We start from the raw sequence: 20,738 nt of genomic DNA, 5'->3' as shown, positions 1-20,738 counted from the left end.
TAGGCGTGACTCGTCACAGGGGGGAGTCGGCGTTCCGCTCGGGTACCCTCCGTTGGGTGCGAGTGGTTCTGTGGCGCAACGAACCCGGTGTCGTCGTGGCGACGGCTCCGGGTGACGGACTGCGCGCCGCTCGCCCAAGGCGCGGGCCCGATCGCCCCCCTTGTTCGACTCCCCGCAAAGTGCGTCGCACAGTATGCAGGACGCATACTCCCTTGCGCTGGAATATGCCCGAAGCGCTTGTTGGGGTGACTGAACGTCAACCATGCTGTGCTTCACCGGGGTCACGCACCGTGACTCCGTGGAGGCGCGAGGCGATGTTTCCGCCGGTTCGGATGGTGTGAGCGGTGCAGGTGCTTCAGGTGCAGTTGGACGTACGACCCGACCCCGCGGAGGTGGGGCGGGCTCGGCGATGGGCCCGGTCGCGGCTCGTGGGCTCGGGTATAGGGGTCGATGAGCCGGTGGCGGAGACGTTGATCCTGTTGATCTCCGAGCTCGTCACCAATGCAGTGGTCCACACCGGCACGTCCGCCGTACTGCGGATGTGCTTCTCCGGGTCGGGGGCCGTGGTGGGGACGGTCCGGGTCGAAGTGGCGGACGCCAGCGCACGTCCGCCGCGTCAGCGGCACGCCGACGGCGACGACACCAACGGCCGCGGCCTGGAGCTGGTCGACGGCCTGGCCGACCGCTGGGGATGGCAGCAGGAGGCCACAGGTAAGCGGATCTGGTGCGAGGTGGACCGCAGCCAGCCGCTGCTGATGGCGGCAGGGTCCGACCTGGGGACTTTTGAGCCCCGTTGCGCGACGCCGCGTGCCGTGTCGCATCAGGCGTAACTCCCGCTAGTCGGTACATAGTCGACACTCTTCGCCAATCATGGCAAATCGGTCGTCATGCGAGGAGCGCGGACCGGGTGCCGAGGTGGCGTACCCGGTTGATCACTCCCGGGTGGCGTGCCGCGCCGCGAGGGGACGTCGAGGCCGCCGGGTCACCGGCAGGTGCTGTCGGTGGCCCGGCGCGGCCACGTCAGAGCACCGCCACGGGCGCGACCGGTGCCCCGGTCCCGCCGACGAACGGCTCGGCCGTCGCGGACAGGAAGAACGCGCCGCGCCCCTCCTCCGCGCACACCGCGGACAGCTCCTCCAGATTCCAGTTCTGGCCCTGCAGCATGCCCATCTCGACCAGGTGGAGGGCGTGCACCGGCATCCACAGATCCTCGATCTCCGGCGGGAAGATCTCGAAGGTCAGGGTGTCGTTGGCGACCGCCGCGACATCGCGCGCACGGAACCACTCCGGGGTGCGCAGCGACAGTCCGGGCGAGGGGAAGGCGTACGCCTGGCGGTCGCCGGCGAGGTAGTGCTGTAGCTGCCCGGTCCGTATGAGGACGATGTCGCCGGGCCGGACCGTGGTGCGGGCCAGTTCCTCGGCGGCGTCCAGGTCTTCCGGGGTGATGGCGTGGCCGGCGGGCAGCCGGTCGGTGCGGTGGGCGCGGGCCACGTCCAGGAGGACGCCGCGGGAGACGATCGGGGTGGCCCGCTCGATGCCGAGGGCGGTGGCGCCGAGGTGGGCGGTGACGGTGCCGGCGGGGCGGTTGTTGTAGAGCCGCCCGGAGTGCGAGACATGGGCGAGGCCGTCCCAGTGGGTGGCGGACTGCAGGCCCATGGTGACCGCGTCGTCCGAGGTCGCGACCGTGCCGGGGCCGAAGATCTCGTGGTTGACGGCGGTCATGGTGTGCAGCGGGTTGACCCGGCCGGGGATCACGCCGGTCTGTACGCCGTCCTGCCGGAGCGGGAGCGCCAGCGGGATGCGGCGGCCGCTGCGGATGCAGGCGGCGGCCTCCCGTACGACCTGGGTGGTGATCAGGTTGAGGGTGCCGATCTCGTCGTCCGGCCCCCAGCGTCCCCAGTTGTTCACGCGTGCGGCGAGGTCGTGGAACTCCTGCGGCAGGGGCATCGGGCCCTCCTCGGGGTGGCCGGGTCCGTTCGGCCCGGGGTCTTGTGTTCGTACCGGGTCTGCTCAAAAATCTAACGGTCCGTCAGAAACTGTGGGAGGGGCTGGACATGGGGAACTTCTTGGCCGGCAAGGTGATCGCCGTCACGGGGGCGGGCCGGGGCATCGGCCGGGCGGTCGCCCTGGCCTGCGCGGCGCAGGGCGCACGGGTGGTCGTCAACGACTACGGGGTCTCCATTGCGGGCGGCGAGCCGAGCAGCGAGGTCGCCGAATCCGTGGCCAAGGAGATCCAGGCGGCGGGGGGCGAGGCGACCGCGGTCGCCGACGACGTGTCCACCATGGCCGGCGGCCAGCGGATCGTGGACACCGCGCTGGCGCAGTACGGGGCGATCGACGGTGTCGTGTGTGTGGCCGGGATCCTGCGGGAGCGGATGCTGTTCAACATGTCCGAGGAGGAGTGGGACCCGGTCGTCGCCACGCATCTGAAGGGCACGTTCACGCTCTTCCGGGCGGCGTCGGCGGTGATGCGTCGGCAGGGGTCGGGCACCCTGCTGGGCTTCACCAGCGGGAACCACCAGGGGTCGGTGTCGCAGGCCAACTACGCCGCCGCGAAGGGCGGGATCATCTCGCTGGTGCGCAGCGCCGCGCTGGGACTCCACAAGTACGGCGTGACGGCCAATGCGGTGGCACCGGTCGCGCGGACGCGGATGTCGGCGAACGTGCCGATGGAGCTGACGGAGATCGGCGAGCCGGAGGACGTGGCGGCGCTGGTCGTCTACCTGCTGAGCGAGCGGGCCCGGGAGATCACCGGGCAGGTCTACACGGTGGCCGGACCCAAGATCGCCGTATGGGCGCAGCCGAGAGAGCTCCGCTCCGTCTATGCCGACGAGGGCGGGTGGACACCGGAACGGGTGGCCGAGGCGCTGCCGGGGTCGGTGGGGACCGATCCGATGCCGATGCTGGCGCAGCTGTCCCAGATGGCTGCCGCGGCGGCCGCGGCCAAGGAGCAACCGCAGCAATAGGCGGGGCGCGATCGGCAGGCGAGCCCGATCGGCAGGCGGGGCCCGCCCCCTCCCGTGAGGGGACGGTCGGTGGGGGCGGGTGTGGGAGGTCGACGTGGACTTCGGATTCGGGCGTGCGGACGACCGGTTCCGGGCGGAGGCCCGTGACTGGCTCGGGTGTCATCTCGTGGGGCCGTACGCCGCGTGGGCGGGGCGCGGCGGACCCGGCAGCGAGCACGAAGGGGCCGCGGTGCGCCGGGCCTGGGAGCGGGAGCTCGGGGCCGGCGGCTGGATCGGGCTCGGGTGGGACTGCCCGGCGGGCTGTTACGGGAACCGGCCGGTGAGCCTGACCCGGCAGGTCGTCTGGGCCGAGGAGTACGCGCGGGCCAGGGCGCCGGGGCGGGTCGGGCACATCGGGGAGAACCTGCTGGCGCCGACCCTGCTCGCCTACGGGGACGAGGCGCAGCGGCGGCGGTTCCTGCCGGCCATCGCCCGGGGCGAGGAGTTGTGGTGCCAGGGCTACAGCGAGCCGGACGCGGGATCGGACCTGGCGGGGCTGCGGACGGCGGCGGTCCGCGACGGCGCCGGGTACCGCGTCACCGGGCAGAAGATCTGGACCTCGCTGGCCCGGGAGGCCGACTGGTGCTTCGTGCTGGCGCGCACGGATCCGGCCGAGCGGCGGCACCGGGGGCTCTCGTTCCTGCTGGTGCCGATGGACCAGCCGGGGCGGATCGAGGTGCGGCCGATCCGGCAGATGTCCGGGACGGCGGAGTTCAACGAGGTGTTCTTCGACGGCGCGGTGGCCGGGCACGTGGTCGGCGGGGAAGGGGCCGGCTGGCGGGTCGCCATGGGGCTGCTGGCGTGTGAGCGGGGGGTGTCCACGCTGGTGCAGCAGATCGGGTTCGCCGCGGAGCTGTCCGACGTGATCGCCGCCGCGGTCCGTGGCGGGACGCTGCGTGACCCGGTGCTGCGCGATCAACTCCTCACTCAATGGGCCGAGTTGCGGGTCATGCGGTGGAATGCGCTGCGGACCCTGGGCGCGGCCGGGGACGCCGGTGCGCCGAGTGTGGCCAAGCTGCTGTGGGGCGGCTGGCATCAGCGGCTGGGGGAGCTGGCGATGCGGGTGCGGGGCGCCGCGGCCGCGCTGGGGCCCGTCGAATGGACCGCGCAGGCGCCGTACGAACTGGACGCGTTCCAACGGCTGTTCCTGTTCACCCGGGCCGACACCCTCTACGGCGGCTCGGACGAGATCCAGCGCAACATCATCGCCGAGCGCGTGCTCGGCCTGCCCAGAGTGGAGCGGTGAATGACCAGAGTGGAGCGGGGATGAGGGGCGTCATTTTCGACGGCGAGCGGCCGCAGGTCGTGGACGATCTGGAGGTACGGGCTCCGGGGCCGGGCGAGGTGCTGGTCGGGATCCGGGCCGCGGGGCTGTGCCACAGCGATCTGTCGGTGATCGACGGGACGATTCCGTTTCCGGTGCCGGTGGTGTTGGGGCACGAGGGGGCGGGGGTGGTCGAGGCCGTGGGCGCGGGCGTGAGCCATGTGGTGCCCGGCGACCATGTCGCGCTGTCGACGCTGGCCAACTGCGGGGCGTGCGCGGAGTGCGACCGGGGGCGGCCGACGATGTGCCGCAAGGCGATCGGGATGCCCGGCAAGCCGTTCCGGCGGGGGGAGACCGAGCTGTTCAACTTCGCGTCGAACTCGGCGTTCGCGGAGCGTACGGTCGTCAAGGCGGTGCAGGCCGTCAAGATCGCCGAGGATATCCCGCTGACCTCGGCCGCGCTGATCGGGTGCGGGGTGCTGACCGGGGTCGGGGCGGTGCTCAACCGGGCGAAGGTGGACCGCGGGGACTCCGTCGTGGTCATCGGGGCCGGCGGCATCGGCCTCAATGTGCTCCAGGGGGCGCGGATCGCCGGGGCGTCGACGATCGTGGCGGTGGACGCCAACCCCGCCAAGGAGCCGGTGGCGCGGCAGTTCGGGGCGACGCACTTCATCGACGCGTCGGCGGTGGCGGACAGCGTCAAGGCGGTGAAGGCGATCCTGCCGACCGGCACCGACCATGCCTTCGAGTGCGTGGGCAGCACCCGGCTGATCCGGCAGGCCGTCGATCTGCTGGACCGGCACGGCCAGGCGGTGCTGCTCGGGGTGCCGCCGGCCACCGCCGAGGCGTCGTTCCTGGTGTCGTCGATGTACCTGGACAAGTCGATCCTGGGCTGCCGCTACGGGTCGGCGCGGCCGCAGCGGGACATCGCGCTGTACGCCCGGTTGTACCGCGAAGGGCGGCTGCTGCTGGATGAGTTGGTGACTCGGACGTATCCGGTGGAGGACTTCGCCAAGGCGGCGGAGGATGCGCAGCGGGGGAGGGTGGCGCGGGGGGTGTTGGTGTTCGGGTAGGGGGAGGGGCGCCGGGGGCTGTACGGCTGCCCGTGCACGGTCCGGGCGCAACCGCCGCCGGGGGCGCCGCCCTGCCGCCCGCGCTCACGGACGGAACTGGCCGAAGGTGCCCCGGTGGAAGAGGAGCGGGCCGGTGCGGGCGGCGGCCGGGTCCGTGCCGAGGGCTTCGACCCTGCCCACCACGATCAGATGGTCGCCGCCGGTGTGCACGGCGTGGACCGTGCAGTCGATCCAGGCGGGGACCTCCGCCAGCCGCGGCGAACCGGTCGCCGGCGCGGGCCCGTAGGAGACGCCGGCGAACTTGTCGCCACCACTGACCGCGAACCCGCGGCAGAGCGCGCCCTGTCCGGCACCGAGGATGTTGACGCAGAACACGCCGGCGCGGGCGATCCGTGGCCAGGTGGTCGACGTACGCCCCACCATGAACGACACCAGCGGCGGGTCGAGGGACAGCGAGGCGAAGGACTGGCAGGCGAACCCGGCCGGCTCCGGCTCTCCGGGGGCCGTGATGACCGTGACGCCGCTGGCGAAGTGCCCCAAAACGGCGCGGAAGTCGGCCGGATCCAGCGGGGCGCGCTCATCGTCGCGCACGGCGCGCAGCGCGGGCCGCGGCGGTGCGGAGGCGGCGGAGGTGGCTGGTGCGGCGGCCGTGGTGGGCGCGCCGACGGAGCGCAGGTACCGCACGGCCGTGGCTGCCATTCCCGCATGTCCCATCATGTCTTTCATTGAATCTGATGCAGCGTCAGATGTGAAGGTGCGGGGCGACGGCGGCCACCCGCGGCCGCCCGATGGCGGGCCACCCGCACGTGTGGTTTACCGGCACATCGGATCCGATCTCGGTGGATTCGCGCGAGATTGGTCGGCGGATTCCTGATTGCGTGTCGTCCGCGCGGGTAGCGTCCAGCACGGCCGCGTCCGTAGCCGAACACGGGGGAGAGTTCCGGTACATGGCCGATGCGAGACCAGCGACGTCAGCTTCGTCCGCCGCGTCACCCACCTTCGACGAGGTCTTCTGTGGGCTGCTGCCCCGCCTCTACCGGAGGGCGGTGATGCTGGCGGGATCGAGACAGTCCGCGGAGGACGTGGTGCACGAGGCGTACCTCAAACTCGCCCGCCGCCCCCAGCGCTTCCTCGCCCATCCGGAGCCGTACGCCTACGCCTTCACCGCCGTGCTCAACGTCGCCCGCGACGCGTACCGCAAGGACCGGCGCCAGGTGCTGGTCGACGGCATGGAGGAGGTCGAGGAGACCGGTGCGGGCGGGGCGCCGGCGGGCCCGGGGTCCGGCGGCTGGGACGGCGGGGTGGAGCGCCGGCAGGCCGAGATCGAAGCCGTGCGCCTGCTGGGGAAGCTGTCGCACCGGCAGGCGGGCATCGTCATCCTCGTCGACCTCGACGGCTACACCATCGATCAGGCCGCGAAGATCATGAAGGTGCATCGGGGCACCGCCGCCCGCCATCGCGCCCGTGCGCTGGACAGGCTGCGCGCCTACCTCGTTGAATCGGAGCACGGGCAGGCCGGGAGGTGAGCGGCGCGGTGGGTGTGGGGTCACGCTACGACGGCGGCGCGGGCGGCGGCGGCCGGGATACCGGCGGCAGCCGGGCGGACGGAGCCGGGGACGATCCCGAGGCGCTGCTGCGCGCACGACTGCGGCGGGCGGACGAACGGATCGAGACACCGCCCGGACTGTGGGACCGCATCAGAGAATCCGACGCCGGGCCGGCGCCCGCCGTGGTGGCGCTGCCCCGGAGGCGGCCGTATACGGTCGCGCTCACGGTGGCGGCCGCGGTGGCCGCGGTGCTGCTGGGGGTGTGGTGGCTGATGCGTCCCGGGCCCGTGTCCGTGCGGCCGGCCGGGCCGCCCCCGACCGTGAAGATCACGGTCTACAACAGCGAACGGGCGTGCCGCACCGGCCGCTCCCTGGAGTGCGCGCTGCGGCTGGCCAAGGACCCGCACACCGCGTACGCCGCCCGCGGCAATTCCGCCGGCCGGGTCTGGCACGGCGATGACCTGGCCGCGCGCTGTGTGGTGACGGACGGCCGGATGGTCCGCGACGAGGAGGGCGTCACCTCCACCCGCTGGTATCTGGTCACCAGCGGGCAGGGCGTACGGGGGTGGCTGCCGGGGGTGCGGACACGCAACACCCGTGAGGTGCCGGAGTGTCCGGATGGGGTGGCGTAGGGCCGCGCCCTGAGGCGGCGTAGGGGCGGTGGCGGTCCCGGGGCCGGTCAGCGTCCCCGGTACGTAGGGGTGCGGCGCGCCACGAAGGAGGCGACCCCCTCCTGGGCGTCCGCCGTCGTCATATTGATCTCCTGGGCGGTGGCTTCGGCGGTGAGAGCCGCGGCCCGGTCGCTGTCGAGTGAGGCGTTGACCAGCTGTTTGGTCAGCGCCAGTGCCCGGGTCGGGCCGGCCGCCAGCCGCTCGGCCCACTCCCGTGCCGTCGTGCTCAGCTCGCCGTCCGGGACGACCCGGTTGACCAGCCCCAGCCGTTCCGCCTCCGCGGCCGGTACGGCGTCCCCGAAGAACAGCAGCTCCTTGGCGCGCTGCGGGCCGATCAGCCGCGGCAGGAGGTAGGCGCCGGCGCCGTCCGGGACCAGGCCGCGACGGACGAACACCTCGATGAATCGGGCCGATTCGGCGGCCAGTACCAGATCGCAGGCGAGCGCGAGATGGGCACCGAGCCCGGCCGCGGTGCCGTTGACGGCGGCGATCACCGGCTTCTCGCAGTCCAGCACCGCCGTGATGAGCCGCTGGGCGCCGTGCCGGATCAGCCGGGCGACATCACCGGCGACCCGCTCCTCGGCGGACGGTGCGCCGCGCAGATCGGCGCCGGCGCAGAAGCCCTTGCCGGTGGCGGTGAGGACGACGGCCCGTACGTCCGGGTCGGCGGAGGCGTCGGCGAGCTGGCCGATGAGGCGTTCGCGCTGGTCAGCGGTGAGGGCGTTCAGCACCTCCGGCCGGTTGAGAGTGAGCCGGCAGACGCCGTTGTCAGTGGTGTGCAGTATCAAGGAGTCGACGGGGTCCGTGAGTTCGGCAGAGCCGGCGCGGGCGGTGCGGCCGTCGGGCCCGGCGGGCTCGCCGGGCGCTTCGGGGGGCATGGAAGAGGGGGACGGTGAGCGGGTCATGGGTGAGCGGCTCCAAAGGGGACGGAGGGGACGGAGGGGACGGCCGGGGTGCCTGCGCCGGGTCGCGGCCGGGTGGCTGTGGTGGTGGTCGCGGGCGTGGCGGCGGGCGTCGGGTCCGGCAGGGCGGCGGTGGCCGGCGGCGGGGCGGCGGTTGCCGGCCTGGTGGCGGCGGGGGTGCGCGCCGGTGCGGTCAGGGGCAGACGGCGAGTGCGTCGAGGGCCACGGCGCCCTGGCCGCGCTCCAGGACCACCAGCGGATTGATGTCCAGCTCGGCCAGTTCGCCGTCGAGTTCGAGGGCCATCCGCTGCACCCTCAGCACGACCTCGACCAGCGCATCGACATCCGCGGGCGGTGCGCCGCGCACGCCCTCCAGGAGGGCGTGCCCGCGGAGTTCGCCGAGCATCGCGCGCGCCTGGTCCTCGCCGAAGGGCGGTACGCCCACCGCGACATCCCGCAGGACCTCCACCAGGACCCCGCCCAGGCCCACGGTCACGGTCGGCCCGAAGAGGCTGTCCCGGGTGACGCCCACGACCATCTCGACGCCCCGCTCGATCATCTGGCAGACCAGCACGCCGTCCAGCGGGGCGTCCTCGTAGCGCGCGATGTCGGTGAGCTCGCGATAGGCGTCCCGGATCTGGCTTGCCGAGGTCAGACCGACCTTGACCAGGCCGAGTTCGGTCTTGTGCGCCAGCTGCGGCCCGGAGGCCTTCATCACCACGGGGTAGCCGACCAGGCTCGCCGCCCGTACGGCCGCCGCCGCGCTGGTCACCAGCTGTTCGCGGGGGACCCGAATCCCGTAGGCGCGCAGCAGCTGCTTGGCCGCGTGTTCACTGAGCTGCTGGCCCGGACGCATCAGCGCCCGCGCCTTGCGTGCGGACGGGGAGAGGACGCGCGGGGCGTCGTCGAAGGGGGAGCGGTAGCCGGCCGCGAAGCGGTGGTGGTCGAGATAGGCGCGGACGGCGGTGATGCAGTTCGCGAAGGTGCGGAAGGTCGCCACCCGCGAGGAGCCGAGGAGGGTGCTGCGGTAGGCCTCCTCCGTGCCGACCGGCGAGCCCCACACCACACACACCAGCTTGTCCGTGCGCTCCGCCGCGTCCACCAGATCCTGCGCGAGCTTGTCGCTCATCGGCGGGAAGGGCCCGGTGATCGGGCAGATCAGGACGCCGATGGACGGGTCGGCCAGGATCGCCTCGATGATCTTGGGTCCGCGCCAGTCGCCGACCGGGTGCCCGCCGTTGTCGACCGGATTGGCGACGCTGAGGTAGTCCGGTATCCACTGGTGCAGTTCGGCCTGCTTGGCGTCGCCGAGGGTGGGCAGCCGCAGCCCCGCCGCGGTCGCCAGATCGGCGAAGTGGGCGCCGGTGCCGCCGGAGATCGAATAGACGGCGACGCCCTCGGCGGTGGGCTTCCTTGCGCGGGCCAGCAGCGCCGCGGTGTCCTGCAGCTCGTCGAGCCCGTCCACCCGGATCACCCCGAACTGCCGCATCGCGGCGTCCACGACCCCGTCGGCGCCGGTCAGCTTGCCGGTGTGCGAGGCGGCCGTCCGGGCGCCGGTCTCGGTACGGCCGACCTTGACGGCGACGACGGGGACCTTGTTGCGGGCGGCGCGGTCGGCGGCGAGCAGAAAGCTGCGGCCGTCCTTGAGCCCTTCCACATACGCGGCGATGGCGCCGACCTCGGGGCGGGTGGCGAAGTAGGAGAGGAAGTCGGCGGTCTCCAGATCGGCCTCGTTGCCGGTGGGGGCCCAGTGCGAGAGGCGGATGCCCAGTTCCTGGAGGCTGAAGACCGGCCGGCCCTGGTGGCCCGACTGTGTGATGAGGGCGATGGCCGGGCCGTCGAGGTCCGTGCGGAACTTCTCGAAGGCGTTGAGGTTGGTGTTCGGGCCGAGCAGCCGCAGGCCGGAGCGTGCGACGGCCTCGGCCAGCCGGGCCTGGGCGGCCGCGCCGCGCTCGCCGGTCTCGGCGAAACCGGAGGCGAAGGCCACCGCGAACTTCACCTTGGCCTCGGCGAGTTGCTCGATCACCGGCAGCGGGTCGCCGACCAGCAGGACGGCGAGATCGACGGCTTCCGGCAGATCGGCGACGGTGGCGTGACAGGGCCGCCCGAAGACCTCGGCGCGCCCCGGGTTGACGGGATGGAGCCGGGCTCCGACGCGCTCCGCCCAGGCGATCAGCTGGCGGGTGATGCCGGTGTTGGGGCGGCCCGCGCTGTCCGAGGCGCCGATCACCGCCACGGACTCGGGCCGGAAGAACCGGTCCAGGTCGGGCACCGGAGCCTGCAGCGGACGTCCGCTGACATCGCGGTCGAGGGCGTCGGCGCCCTGTCCGCCGCCGCCGGAGTGCGGTTCACTGATGCCGTGGACGGTGTGTGGTCGTTGCTCCCCGCAGGCCACGACGCGGGCCGGCCGGGAGTGCGTGGTGAGGGTGCCGTGAGTCGATCCAAGCATCGCAGACGCCCGCTCCTCTGAGACGGCTCTGATTACCTGACACATAGTCAGGTTACTGAACTGACGCCCCGTCAGGAATATGGATGCACGGTAAACCTTGGGCGGGGGTGGGGCGGGTGCTCCCCGGCCGCGGGCTGCGCCCCGCTCGTGGCTCGCCGTGATGTGCCTCGCCGTGATGCGCCTCGCCGTGACGTGGCTCGCCGTGATGCGCCTCGCCCCCATGTGCCTCGCCGCGATGTGCCCCCCCTTGCGGACTTCCCCCGCTTCGACTGAACTGACGTACCGTCAGAGATCCGACGGCGGGTGCGGGAGGGCGTGCGGAATGCAGACGATCTGGCTCGGTGGGGCCGAGCGGCCGGCCGTGCTGCGCATCGGCCGTGGCCTGGGGTGGCCGGAGGGTCGGCGGCGCAAGGGCAAGCAGGGCTGGTACAAGCGCGGTGCGGGCTTTGCGCGGGGTGCGGAGGGGGGCGGCGGCCACCGCTGGAGCGGCGTGTGGCTTCTCGATGCTGCGACGGGGGAGTTCCAGTGATGGCCGGGAGCGCCGGGAGCGCGGGTGCTGCCAGGGCAGCGGGAGCCACCGAGACCGTCGGAGCCACCGGGAATGCCAGGACAGCGGGGGCTTCCGACGTCACCGGAACCGCCAAGGCCGCCGGGACTGCCGGCCCCGCCAAGTCCGCCGGGGCGGAAGGGCCGGCAGGGACAGCGGGGCCTGCGCGCAAGGCGGTGCCGGCCGCCCCGCGGGCCGCGGCGCGCTTCGACCTGCCGGAGAGTGATGCCTTCACGCGGCCGTACTGGGACGCGGCGGCTGAAGGGCGGCTGCTGCTGCGTCGCTGCCGGGCCGAGGGGTGTGGGGCGGCCCATCACTACCCGCGCGAGTTCTGTCCGTATTGCTGGAGCGAGAACGTCGGATGGGAAACGGCCACCGGTCGCGCCACCCTCTACACCTGGTCCGTCGTGCACCGCAATGATCTCCCGCCCTTCGGTGACCGGGTCCCGTACACCGCGGCCGTGGTCGATCTTGCCGAAGGCCCGCGGATGATGACCGAGATCACCGACTGCCCCGAGTCCGAGCTGCGGATCGGGATGCCGCTGGTGGTGCACTTCCGCAGCGCGGGGGCGACGGGAGCCGCGGCCGCCGGCGGCGAGTTCGCCTTCCCCGTCTTCCGGCCCGCTTGATGGGCGGCCGGCCCCGGGGAATTCCGGTGGCGGGCCGTCCGGGCCCGCGGCATGCTGTGGGCGTGCTGATCCGTACGGCGACCGCGGCCGACTGGCCCGCCATCTGGCCCTTCTTCCAAGCCATCGTGGCGGCCGGGGAGACCTACACCTATCCGCGGGACCTCGATGAGGCGACCGCCCGCGAGATGTGGCTGCTCGCACCGCCCGGCCACACGGTCGTCGCCGTCGATGACGCCGGGGCGGTGCTCGGTACGGCCAAGATGCACGCCAACCACATGGGCGGCGCCTCGCACATCGCCACTGCCAGCTTCATGGTCGACCCGCAGTACGGGGGTCGCGGCGCCGGTCGGGCCCTGGGCGAGTACGTACTGGACTGGGCCCGCGCCGAGGGCTATCGGGCGATGCAGTTCAACGCTGTAGTGGAGACCAACACGGGTGCCGTCGCGCTCTGGAAGTCCCTGGGATTCCAGATCATGACGACCCTGCCCGAGGGCTCCCGGCACCCCACCAAGGGCTATGTGGGGCTGCACATCATGTACCGGCAGCTGTGAGGGCGGGGCGAGCACGGCGCCCCCGAGTCACCGCCGCCCCGAGTCACCGGCCCCCAGCGTCAGCGCCGCCCTGCGTCACCGGCCCCCGGAGTCACCAGTCCCCTGGAACCGTCGGCACCCCGAGCCCCCGGGCAGCCCCGAGCGCCCACCGCCCTACGGCCACAGCAGTTCCCGCACCCAACCCCCGCCCTGCCGGCGGTAGTTGACCCGTACGTGCCGACGTTGTGCATCCCCCTGGAAGAACTCGACCTCCTCGGGGTGCAGCACATACAGCGTCCAGCTCGGCACCGGTGCCTCCGGTTCGCGCCGGGCGCGCTCCCACGCGGCGTCCGAGGCTCGCGCCAGCTCCCCGACTGACCCCAGCACCTCGCTCTGCCGGCCGACCAGCGCCGCGGCCAGCGCACCCGTGGAGCGGCGATGCAGATCGGCCGCGCTCTCCTCGGGGCCCGCCGCGGCCACCGGTCCGCGGACCCGCACCTGGCGGCCGACCGCCGCCCAGTAGAAACCGAGCGCCGCCCGCGGCCGGGCGTCCAGTTCGCGGCCCTTGCGGCTGCCGCGGTGCGAGGCGAAGTGCCAGCCGCGCTCATCGGCGTCGTGCAGCATCAGGGTCCGGACGTTGGGGGCGCCGGCCGCGTCGGCCGTGGCCAGCGTCATGGTGTGCGGCTCGGGAACACCGGCCTCGGCGGCCTCCCGCAGCCACTGCCGGAACAGCGGCAGCGGCTCGGCGGGGGCCGTCTCCGGATCGAACGACGGCAGCGCGGTGTCCCAGACCCGCAGCCCGCGCAGCAGCTCCCGGAACGCGCGTGCCTCGGCATCGTCGGAGTGGTGCGCCGCCGGGGTGTCGGTGGGGGCGGTGTCCGGGGTGTCCCGGTGCGCGGGGTGATCGGTCATGTCAGGCAGCGTACGGCGGTGGACGGACGGGGCAGGCGAGCGGGCGGCGTACGAGGCATCGAAGGCCGATCACGAGGTGATGCCACGGCCGGGTCGGTCGGCGACCCCGTCGCCACTGCGGACATCACGGAAGCCATGCGCCAACTAGGACACTTACCGTCCTCAATGCTCACTAGCGTGGCCCCCGGCAATGCCACCTGCGAAGGGGATCCGATGAGCGAGATCAGTACCAACCAGCCGTTCGGGACGCCGACTTGGATCGACCTCGGGGTCCCCGACCTCGACCGCGCGAAGGCGTTCTACCGCGCATTGTTCGGCTGGGAGTACGAGCAGGTGCCCACGGCAAGCGGCCCCCTCGCACTGTGTCTGCTGCGCGGACGGCGGGTGGCGGCGCTGCGGCCCGTGTCCGCCGCCGATGTCGAGGGCGAGTCGTGGTGGCATCCGTATCTCGCCACCGACGACTGTGACGGCGCGGTCCGGCGGATCACCGACAGCGGCGGGACCCTGCTCGCACCGCCGTCGGACCTGGCGGACCTGGCCCGTACGGCCGTGGTGGCGGACCCCGTAGGGGCCCGCTTCAGCCTCTGGCAGGGGCGTACGCAGTCGGGCTGCGAGCTGGTCAACGAGCCCTGCACACTGGTCCGCAACGATCTGGCGTCCCCGGCCCCCGAGCCCGCCCGGCGCTTCTACTCCGAGGTCTTCGGCTTCACGCTCGACGGCAACGACGCCGTCCCCGACCTCGACTTCACCTTCCTGCGCCGCCCCGACGGCCATGAGATCGGCGGCATCTTCGGTACGCCCCAGGCCACCGCGTCCCGCTGGCAGACCGTGTTCGAGGTGGCGGACACGGATGAGCTGGTCACCCTCGCCCGCGGCGCGGGCGGCGCGGCGGACGCCCCCGAGGACGCCCCTTACGGGCGCATGGCCGCGATCACCGACCCCTTCGGCACGGCCTTCAGCGTCATCACCCGCCCGCCCGTCCGGTCCACTTCCTCCGAGCCGTCCGCCGCGTAGCCGCCGCCCCCACTAGCCGCCGCACCCCTCCGCACCCCTCCGCACCCCTCAGTCCCGCCCCAGCACGACCGTCCCCGACGAGCAGAACCAGCCGCCGGTGCCCGACGCGACCGCGAGCCGGGGCAGTGCGCCGTCGGCCTTGCGGACCTGGCGGTCCGGGCCGGCCTCGCCCCGCAGCTGGCGTACCGCCTCGACCAGCAGGAACAGCCCCCGCATTCCGGGGTGGCAGGCGGACAGCCCGCCGCCGTCGGTGTTGACCGGCAAGTCCCCGTCCCGCAGCAGCCGTCCCGTCCCGACGAAAGCGCCGCCCTCGCCCTTGGCGCAGAACCCCAGGTCCTCCAGCGTCACCAGGGTCATATAGGTGAAGGCGTCGTAGAGCTCGGCGAGATCGATCTCGTCGGGGCGGACCCCGGCCCGTTCGAAGGCCAGCCGGCCGGAGACCGCCGCGGGGGAGACGGTGAAGTCGTCCCACTCCGACATGGTGGTGTGCGAGACCGCGGTACCGGAACCGAGCACCCACACCGGGGGTTTGGCGAGATCCGGGATGCGGTCCTCGGAGACGAGAAGAACGGCACAGCCGCCGTCGGAGCGGATACAGCAGTGCAGGGTGGTGAACGGGTCGGCGATCACCGGGCCGCCGAGGACGTCGTCGACGGTGATCGGATCGCGGTACATGGCCTCCGGGTTGGCCGCCGCGTTGGCCCGCGTCTGGACCGCTATCCGGGCCAACTGCTCCAGTGTCGTGCCGTATTGGTGCATATGGCGGCGGGCGGCCATGGCGTATTTGGCGATCAGGGTGTGCCCGTAGGGGACCTCGAACTGCAGTGGGCCGCGGGCGCCGAAGGAGAGGTTCGAGGTGCGGCGCCCGGCCTTGATGTCGGCGCGGGCGGTCGAGCCGTAGACGAGGAGCACCGCGTCGGCATGGCCGGCGGCGATCGCCTCGGCGGCGTGCGCGGCCAGCACCTCCCACGTGGCGCCGCCGACCGAGGTCGAGTCGACCCAGGTGGGGCGCAGGCCCAGATATTCGGCGACCTCGATGGGGGCGAGGGTGCCCAGCCCGGTCGAGGCGAAGCCGTCGATCACCGAGCGGTCCAGGCCGCTGTCGGCGAGCGCCCGGCGGGCGGCCTGGGCGTGCAGGGCGTACGGGGTGGCGTCGTCCACGCGTCCGCAGTCGGACAGGGCGACTCCGGCGACAGCGACCTTGCGATTCCCGTAAGGGGTCCCTGAAGTCATGAATCTGACGGTACATCAGATGCGGTGGGGCGGGCAGGGCGCGGGGCGCCGGCAGGCAGCCCCGTCCGCCCGGTGGATCGCGACCGGGTGCGCCCGGCCCGTGCCCTAAAGCGATTATCGGAGATATCGCGCGACCTTTAAATGCTTTCCCGGGGAGGGTATTCTCCGTTTGCCTGTGTATTTAGCCGTCGGATTCACTGCCGGTTGACTGCTCGCTGTTTGCCCATGCGGCGGAGCAGACATTTCCACGTGCGGGACAAAGATCGTCCCGCCTTCTTTGGGGAGTGTCATGTTCGCCTTGGATTCACCATCTCCGGAGCCTGCCCGGGCAGGCTACTCCGCATTAAATGCGGCGTTTGTTGCAGGTGCTGTTATTCCCGTGGGGAACACCCCGGAGGGAATTACCCTCACCCCGGACGGGGCCCGCGCCTATGTGGCCAACCGGGGCTCGAACACGGTGAGTGTGATCGACACCGCCACCGACACCGTGATCGACACCATCGCCACGGGGGCCGGTCCCACCGACGTGGCGATCAGTCCCGACGGGACCCGCGCCTATGTGGCCGTCTTCGACGACGGTCTGGTCAGCGTGTTCGACCTCGCCTCCAACACCCTCGTCACGGACATCCCCGTAGGGTCCGGGGCGACGATGGCGGCGGTCACCCCGGACGGGACGCGTGTCTATGTGACGCGGCAGACCACCGACACGGTGAGTGTGATCGACACCGCCAGCAACACCGTCACCGACACCGTGACCGTCGGGACCGGGCCGACCGGCGTGGTCATCACCCCGGACGGGACCCGCGCCTACGTGGCGAGCTACTCGGGTTCCGTCAGCGCGATCGACATCGCCACGAACACCGTGATCGCCACGATCCTCGCCGGCGACGTCCCCATCCTGCTGGCGGTCAGCTCGGACGGGGCCCGCGTCTACGTCACAAACGCCGGCAGCTCCTCGGTGAGCGTGATCGACACCGCCACGAACACCACCACCGACAACATCGGCGTCAGCGCCCAGCCGCGCTTCCCGGCACTGAGCCCCGACGGCGCCCATCTGTACGTGCCGAATTCCGGACCGGACACGGTGAGTGTGATCGACACCGCCACCCGCACCGTCGTCGAGAACATCGGGGCGGGAGAAGGCCCCACCGGCATCGCCGTCTTCCCCGCCGGGACACGCGCCTATGTGGGCAATGTCGATGCCGGCACCGTCGACGTCATGGGGACGACCGTGATCCCCGACCAGGGGCCCATGGCAGGCGGAACCACCGTGACGCTGACCGGTCACCACCTGGCCAACGCCACCGCCGTGCACTTCGGCACCGCCCAGGCCGTCATCACCGCCAACACGGCGACATCGGTTACCGTCATCTCCCCCGCCGGCGCCGGTGTCGTCCCCGTGACGGTCACCACCGCGGGCGGCACCGGCACCCTCGGGGCCTTCTACTACATGCCGGTGCCCGCCCTCACCGGCATCAGCCCCGACGCCGGCCCCGTCTCGGGCAGCGACCAGGAGATCGTCATCACCGGCCGCAACCTCGCCGGAGCGATCGACGTGTACTTCGGCACCACCCGAGCCGTCATCCAGAGCGTCTCCGACACCCAGGTCACCGTCCGAGCCGCCCGTGCCCCGGCCCCGGGCGCCGTCGCCGTCACCGTGAAGACCAGCGGCGGGAGCGCCGACGGCCTGTTCTACACCTACGTCGACCAGCCCACCATCACGGACGTCAGCCCCAGCTCGGGACCGATCACCGGCGGTACCGGCGTGACGATCACCGGCACCGGCCTGACCTACACCGAACAGGTCACCTTCCACGGCACTCCGGCGCCCTTCTCGGTTATCTCCGACACCACCGTGACCGCCGTGTCCCCGCCCAGCGCCACCGAGGGCACCTTCGACGTCACCGTCACCACCCCCGGCGGCACCTCATCGGAATCGTTCACCTACGTCGCCGCGCCCAGCATCTGACCCGGCCGCGCCACCGCCGTCCGGGCACGAGAGCCCCTTCAGGCATCCAGCCGAGTGCATTTCCCTTCCAGTCCCACAGGAGGAATCGTGCGTCACTTCAACGTCAAGCGCATCGCCCTGAGCGCGGCCACCGGAATCGCGGCCCTTCTTTTCTGCCCGCAGCCGGCGGCGGCCGCTGCCGGATCCGGTGGTATTCACTACCCGAGAGAGGAAGTATTCCAGCTGGCCGCGCAGCAGACTCAGGGCACTTTTGTCGATGTGGACGGGTCGTCCGGGCCCAGCCAGGGGGATGAATTCGTCATCACCGGGAATCTCCTGCGCAGCGGCGTCACGGTCGGCACCTACAGCCAGATCTGCACGCTGACCCGCACCGCCCCCGCCGATGAGTTCGACCTCCAGTGCACGGCCGACCTCGCCCTTCCGCTGGGACAGCTCACCGTCACGGGCCGGTTCACCGTCACAGGTGCCGGCCCCGGCAACATCGACCTTGCGATCACCGGAGGCACCGGGCGCTACCGCACCGCGCACGGCACCGTCCACGGCGACAACGTCAGCAACACGGAAACGCTGATCACCGTGCATTTGATCCGCTGACCGGGCGGGCAGCGCCCGAGGACGGCCTTAGGCGACTCCGGGGCCGCCCACGGGAGTTCGAGGGGCCGGGCCGCGGCGACGTGGCCCGGCCCCGTGGTGCGCCCGGCGACGTCGCCTGGCTCCGGCGTGCGCCCAGCGACCTTCCGGCTTCGGCGTGCGCCCGGTCATATCGCGCGCCCGGCCCCGGCCTGCGCCCGGCCCCGGCCTGTGCCCGACCGGACGTTGCGGGATCGCCCTAGGAAAGTGCACCGTCCGTCCCTACTATGACGGCCCGTCAGATCGGAAGCCGGCGGCCCGTCGGACCGGACGGGTGTTGTCGCACGGCCGGGAGGAGCCCGCCGATGGATGCCGCGTTCACCGAGGAGCAGCACGAAATCCGCCGTACGCTGCGCGAACTGCTGCTCAAGCGCTGCGGTCCGGACGGGGTCAAGGCGGCGGTGCGCACCCCACCGGGATACGACCAGGAGCTGTGGCGGGAGCTCGCCGGCCGGCTCGGCCTGCCCGGCCTGGCGCTGCCGACCGCGTACGGAGGGGTGGGCTGCGGTCCCACCGAACTCGCCCTGGCCTGCGAGGAAACCGGCCGCGCCGTCCTCCCCTCGCCGTTGATCGCCACCGCCGCGCTGGCCGCCCCGCTGATCCTCGCGCTGGGCAGTGCGCGGCAGCGCGAGGGACTGCTGCCGGCCCTCGCCACCGGGGAGCTGACCGGCACGCTGGTGGTACCGGGCGGGCAGCTGGCCACCGCACTGGCGCTGACCGGGCCGAACGACGGCGACTGGGCGGGCGGCGGCCGGGCCGGCGGGATCCAGGCGCGGCCGGCGGACGACGGCTGGCGGCTGTACGGCGAGGCCGGGCAGGTGCTGGCCGGGCACACCGCGGAGGTGCTGGTGGTGGCCGCCCACACCGGCGGGTACGCGCGCAGCCGCACCCTGCTCTTCCTCGTCCGGGCGGCAACGGCGGGCGGGTCGGGCGGGCGGCGGGACGGCGGGCCCGGCGTGCCGGGTCTGCTGCGCACCCGGCAGACCGCCCTGGACGAGACCCGGGCGCAGGCGCGCCTCGAACTGCGCGAGGTTCCGGCCGAGTTGCTGGGCGAGGGGGACGGCGCGGAGGCGGCGGTGAGCGCGGCGCTCGCCGCGACCGGGGTGGTGGCGGCCGCGGCGCTGGCCGCCGAGGCGGTCGGGACGGCCGATGCCGCGCTGACCCGCACCGTCGCCTACGTCAAGGAGCGCGAGCAGTTCGGCCGGCCGATCGGCTCCTTCCAGGCGGTCCAGCACCGGCTCGCCGACCTGTACGTACGGCTGCAGGCGGCGCGCTCGGCGGCGTACTACGCGGCGTGGTCGGCGGGCGGCAATGGCCCCGGGGGCGCGGGGCCGGACGGTGCGGCCGAGCCCGGGGCGGCGGCGCTGGCGCTCGCCCAGGCGCTGGAGACGCTGCGTACGGTGGCGGCCGAGGCGGTGCAGCTGCACGGCGGGATCGGCTTCACCTGGGAGCACGAGGCGCAGCTGTACTTCAAGCGCGCGGCATGCGACGAACTGCTGCTGGGACCCGTGCACCGGCTGCGGGCGCGGGCCGCCGAGGAGGCGGGGCTGTTCGCGGGCGCCGGCGGCGGGCCGGGCCGCGGCGGCGCGGCGGCCGGCGGGCCGGCGGCGGTGCGCGCGCCCGAGGCGGTGGACGTCTGATGCCGCCGGGTGAGCGGCTGCTCCAGAGGATCTCCGCGACCCGTACATTCGCCCGGATCGCGCCGCACGTCGTCCCCGGGCTGGACCGCGCGGTGCACCGGCTGACCCGCGGAAAGGTGCTGCTCAGCGCCCGGATGCTGCCCGGGGTGATCCTGACCGCCACCGGTGCCAGGAGTGGGCAGCCGCGGTGCACTCCGCTGGCGTGCCTGCCGCAGGAGGACGGCAGCTGGATCGTGGTCGGCAGCAATTTCGGGCGGCCGGGGCATCCGGCCTGGACCGGAAATCTCCTCAAGAACCCGGAGGCCGAAGTGAGTTGGCGGGGCCGGGACATTCCGGTGCGGGCCCGCCTGCTGACCGGCGGGGAGCGGGCGCGGGCGTGGCGGACGGCGCTGGCGTTCTGGCCGCCGTACGCCGCGTACCAGGCGCGGGTGGCACGGGAGATCCGGCTGTTCCGGCTGGAACGGCGCTGAGTCGGGCGGTGTGCGAGCCGGTGTGTGGGGCGGTGGGCGCGGCGGTGGCGCCGCTGCCGGGCCGTTCCAGGCGGCGCGCGGACGGCAGCGGGCACCATACGGCAGCGGGCGCCGCGGCAGACCCCGAGGGGTCGCGCGGCGCCCGCTGCGTGGGTAATACAGCTATGGCAGGACGGATACAGGACCGACGGCGAACCGTCCCGGGAACACCGGGACTTCGGGGCGCGGCGGATTCTTCGGCCGCTTCCCCGGC

20 protein-coding genes are annotated in these 20,738 nt (G+C 72.8%); 14 read left to right on the top strand and 6 right to left on the bottom strand.

Going from position 1 to position 20,738, the window contains the following annotated elements:
* Nucleotides 1-344: 344 nt before the first annotated feature.
* Nucleotides 345-830 (top strand): ATP-binding protein, encoded by a 486-nt coding sequence (locus BKA18_RS15735; RefSeq protein ID WP_093483766.1) that lies wholly within the window; start codon nt 345-347, stop codon nt 828-830.
* Nucleotides 831-1,020: 190 nt separating this feature from the next.
* On the opposite strand, the gene BKA18_RS15730 is transcribed toward BKA18_RS15735, so the two are convergent.
* A complete protein-coding gene (locus BKA18_RS15730) occupies nt 1,021-1,947 on the bottom strand; it encodes a cyclase family protein (protein ID WP_006604944.1) in 927 nt (308 codons plus the stop codon).
* Nucleotides 1,948-2,054: 107 nt separating this feature from the next.
* Between BKA18_RS15730 and BKA18_RS15725 the strand changes: the two genes are divergently transcribed.
* The 3 genes from BKA18_RS15725 to BKA18_RS15715 all read left to right on the top strand — a co-directional run bounded on the left by BKA18_RS15725 (nt 2,055) and on the right by BKA18_RS15715 (nt 5,342).
* Entirely contained in the window at nt 2,055-2,966 is a 912-nt protein-coding gene (locus tag BKA18_RS15725; RefSeq protein ID WP_366046653.1) for an SDR family oxidoreductase, read from the top strand.
* A 94-nt stretch (nt 2,967-3,060) separates the two neighbouring features.
* Nucleotides 3,061-4,251: an acyl-CoA dehydrogenase family protein gene (locus BKA18_RS15720; protein ID WP_366046654.1), complete on the top strand. Its 1,191-nt coding sequence runs from the start codon at nt 3,061-3,063 to the stop codon at nt 4,249-4,251.
* Between the two features lie 20 nt (nt 4,252-4,271).
* Complete coding sequence (locus BKA18_RS15715) at nt 4,272-5,342, top strand: Zn-dependent alcohol dehydrogenase (protein ID WP_366046655.1); 1,071 nt, start codon at nt 4,272-4,274, stop codon at nt 5,340-5,342.
* Between the two features lie 84 nt (nt 5,343-5,426).
* Here BKA18_RS15715 and BKA18_RS15710 read toward each other — a convergent pair whose 3' ends face one another.
* Nucleotides 5,427-6,041, bottom strand: coding sequence for a flavin reductase family protein (locus BKA18_RS15710; protein WP_366046656.1), 615 nt, complete (start codon nt 6,039-6,041; stop codon nt 5,427-5,429).
* A gap of 248 nt (nt 6,042-6,289) precedes the next feature.
* On the opposite strand from BKA18_RS15710, the gene BKA18_RS15705 reads away from it, so the two are divergent.
* Nucleotides 6,290-6,868 (top strand): RNA polymerase sigma factor, encoded by a 579-nt coding sequence (locus BKA18_RS15705; RefSeq protein WP_078568708.1) that lies wholly within the window; start codon nt 6,290-6,292, stop codon nt 6,866-6,868.
* Nucleotides 6,869-6,876: 8 nt separating this feature from the next.
* Complete coding sequence (locus BKA18_RS15700; RefSeq protein WP_366046657.1) at nt 6,877-7,521, top strand: hypothetical protein; 645 nt, start codon at nt 6,877-6,879, stop codon at nt 7,519-7,521.
* Between the two features lie 47 nt (nt 7,522-7,568).
* Here BKA18_RS15700 and BKA18_RS15695 read toward each other — a convergent pair whose 3' ends face one another.
* Both BKA18_RS15695 and BKA18_RS15690 read right to left on the bottom strand, forming a co-directional pair.
* Complete coding sequence (locus BKA18_RS15695; RefSeq protein WP_429638333.1) at nt 7,569-8,438, bottom strand: enoyl-CoA hydratase/isomerase family protein; 870 nt, start codon at nt 8,436-8,438, stop codon at nt 7,569-7,571.
* A 217-nt stretch (nt 8,439-8,655) separates the two neighbouring features.
* Nucleotides 8,656-10,911, bottom strand: coding sequence for an acetate--CoA ligase family protein (locus BKA18_RS15690; RefSeq protein ID WP_366046659.1), 2,256 nt, complete (start codon nt 10,909-10,911; stop codon nt 8,656-8,658).
* Nucleotides 10,912-11,233: 322 nt separating this feature from the next.
* Here BKA18_RS15690 and BKA18_RS15685 point away from each other — a divergent pair, with 322 nt between their 5' ends.
* The 3 genes from BKA18_RS15685 to BKA18_RS15675 all read left to right on the top strand — a co-directional run bounded on the left by BKA18_RS15685 (nt 11,234) and on the right by BKA18_RS15675 (nt 12,638).
* Nucleotides 11,234-11,440 carry a hypothetical protein gene (locus tag BKA18_RS15685; protein WP_366046660.1) on the top strand — a complete coding sequence of 69 codons (207 nt, stop codon included), beginning with the start codon at nt 11,234-11,236 and terminating at the stop codon, nt 11,438-11,440.
* 194 nt (nt 11,441-11,634) lie between these two features.
* Complete coding sequence (locus tag BKA18_RS15680) at nt 11,635-12,087, top strand: Zn-ribbon domain-containing OB-fold protein (RefSeq protein ID WP_366046790.1); 453 nt, start codon at nt 11,635-11,637, stop codon at nt 12,085-12,087.
* A gap of 62 nt (nt 12,088-12,149) precedes the next feature.
* Nucleotides 12,150-12,638: a GNAT family N-acetyltransferase gene (locus tag BKA18_RS15675; RefSeq protein WP_366046661.1), complete on the top strand. Its 489-nt coding sequence runs from the start codon at nt 12,150-12,152 to the stop codon at nt 12,636-12,638.
* Nucleotides 12,639-12,791: 153 nt separating this feature from the next.
* On the opposite strand, the gene BKA18_RS15670 is transcribed toward BKA18_RS15675, so the two are convergent.
* Entirely contained in the window at nt 12,792-13,529 is a 738-nt protein-coding gene (locus BKA18_RS15670; protein WP_366046662.1) for a pyridoxine/pyridoxamine 5'-phosphate oxidase, read from the bottom strand.
* Between the two features lie 213 nt (nt 13,530-13,742).
* On the opposite strand from BKA18_RS15670, the gene BKA18_RS15665 reads away from it, so the two are divergent.
* Entirely contained in the window at nt 13,743-14,543 is an 801-nt protein-coding gene (locus BKA18_RS15665) for a VOC family protein (RefSeq protein WP_366046663.1), read from the top strand.
* 48 nt (nt 14,544-14,591) lie between these two features.
* Here BKA18_RS15665 and BKA18_RS15660 read toward each other — a convergent pair whose 3' ends face one another.
* Entirely contained in the window at nt 14,592-15,776 is a 1,185-nt protein-coding gene (locus tag BKA18_RS15660; RefSeq protein WP_366046664.1) for a thiolase C-terminal domain-containing protein, read from the bottom strand.
* A gap of 379 nt (nt 15,777-16,155) precedes the next feature.
* On the opposite strand from BKA18_RS15660, the gene BKA18_RS15655 reads away from it, so the two are divergent.
* The 4 genes from BKA18_RS15655 (at nt 16,156) to BKA18_RS15640 (ending at nt 20,485) form a co-directional block, all read left to right on the top strand.
* Nucleotides 16,156-17,745 (top strand): IPT/TIG domain-containing protein, encoded by a 1,590-nt coding sequence (locus BKA18_RS15655; RefSeq protein ID WP_366046665.1) that lies wholly within the window; start codon nt 16,156-16,158, stop codon nt 17,743-17,745.
* An 87-nt stretch (nt 17,746-17,832) separates the two neighbouring features.
* The gene (locus tag BKA18_RS15650; protein ID WP_366046666.1) at nt 17,833-18,339 is read left to right on the top strand and encodes an allene oxide cyclase barrel-like domain-containing protein; all 507 of its coding nucleotides are present in this window, start codon (nt 17,833-17,835) and stop codon (nt 18,337-18,339) included.
* A 341-nt stretch (nt 18,340-18,680) separates the two neighbouring features.
* Nucleotides 18,681-20,015, top strand: a complete 1,335-nt coding sequence (locus BKA18_RS15645) for an acyl-CoA dehydrogenase family protein (protein WP_366046667.1) — start codon at nt 18,681-18,683, stop codon at nt 20,013-20,015.
* Entirely contained in the window at nt 20,015-20,485 is a 471-nt protein-coding gene (locus tag BKA18_RS15640; RefSeq protein ID WP_366046668.1) for a nitroreductase family deazaflavin-dependent oxidoreductase, read from the top strand. The genes BKA18_RS15645 and BKA18_RS15640 overlap by 1 nt, the downstream gene beginning before the upstream one ends.
* Nucleotides 20,486-20,738: the final 253 nt, after the last annotated feature.

The sequence above is a fragment of the Streptomyces auratus genome, assembly GCF_050433025.1.
In the GTDB taxonomy this organism is placed as follows: Bacteria; Actinomycetota; Actinomycetes; order Streptomycetales; family Streptomycetaceae; genus Streptomyces; species Streptomyces sioyaensis.
This window is presented reverse-complemented; position numbering and strand designations above follow the sequence as displayed.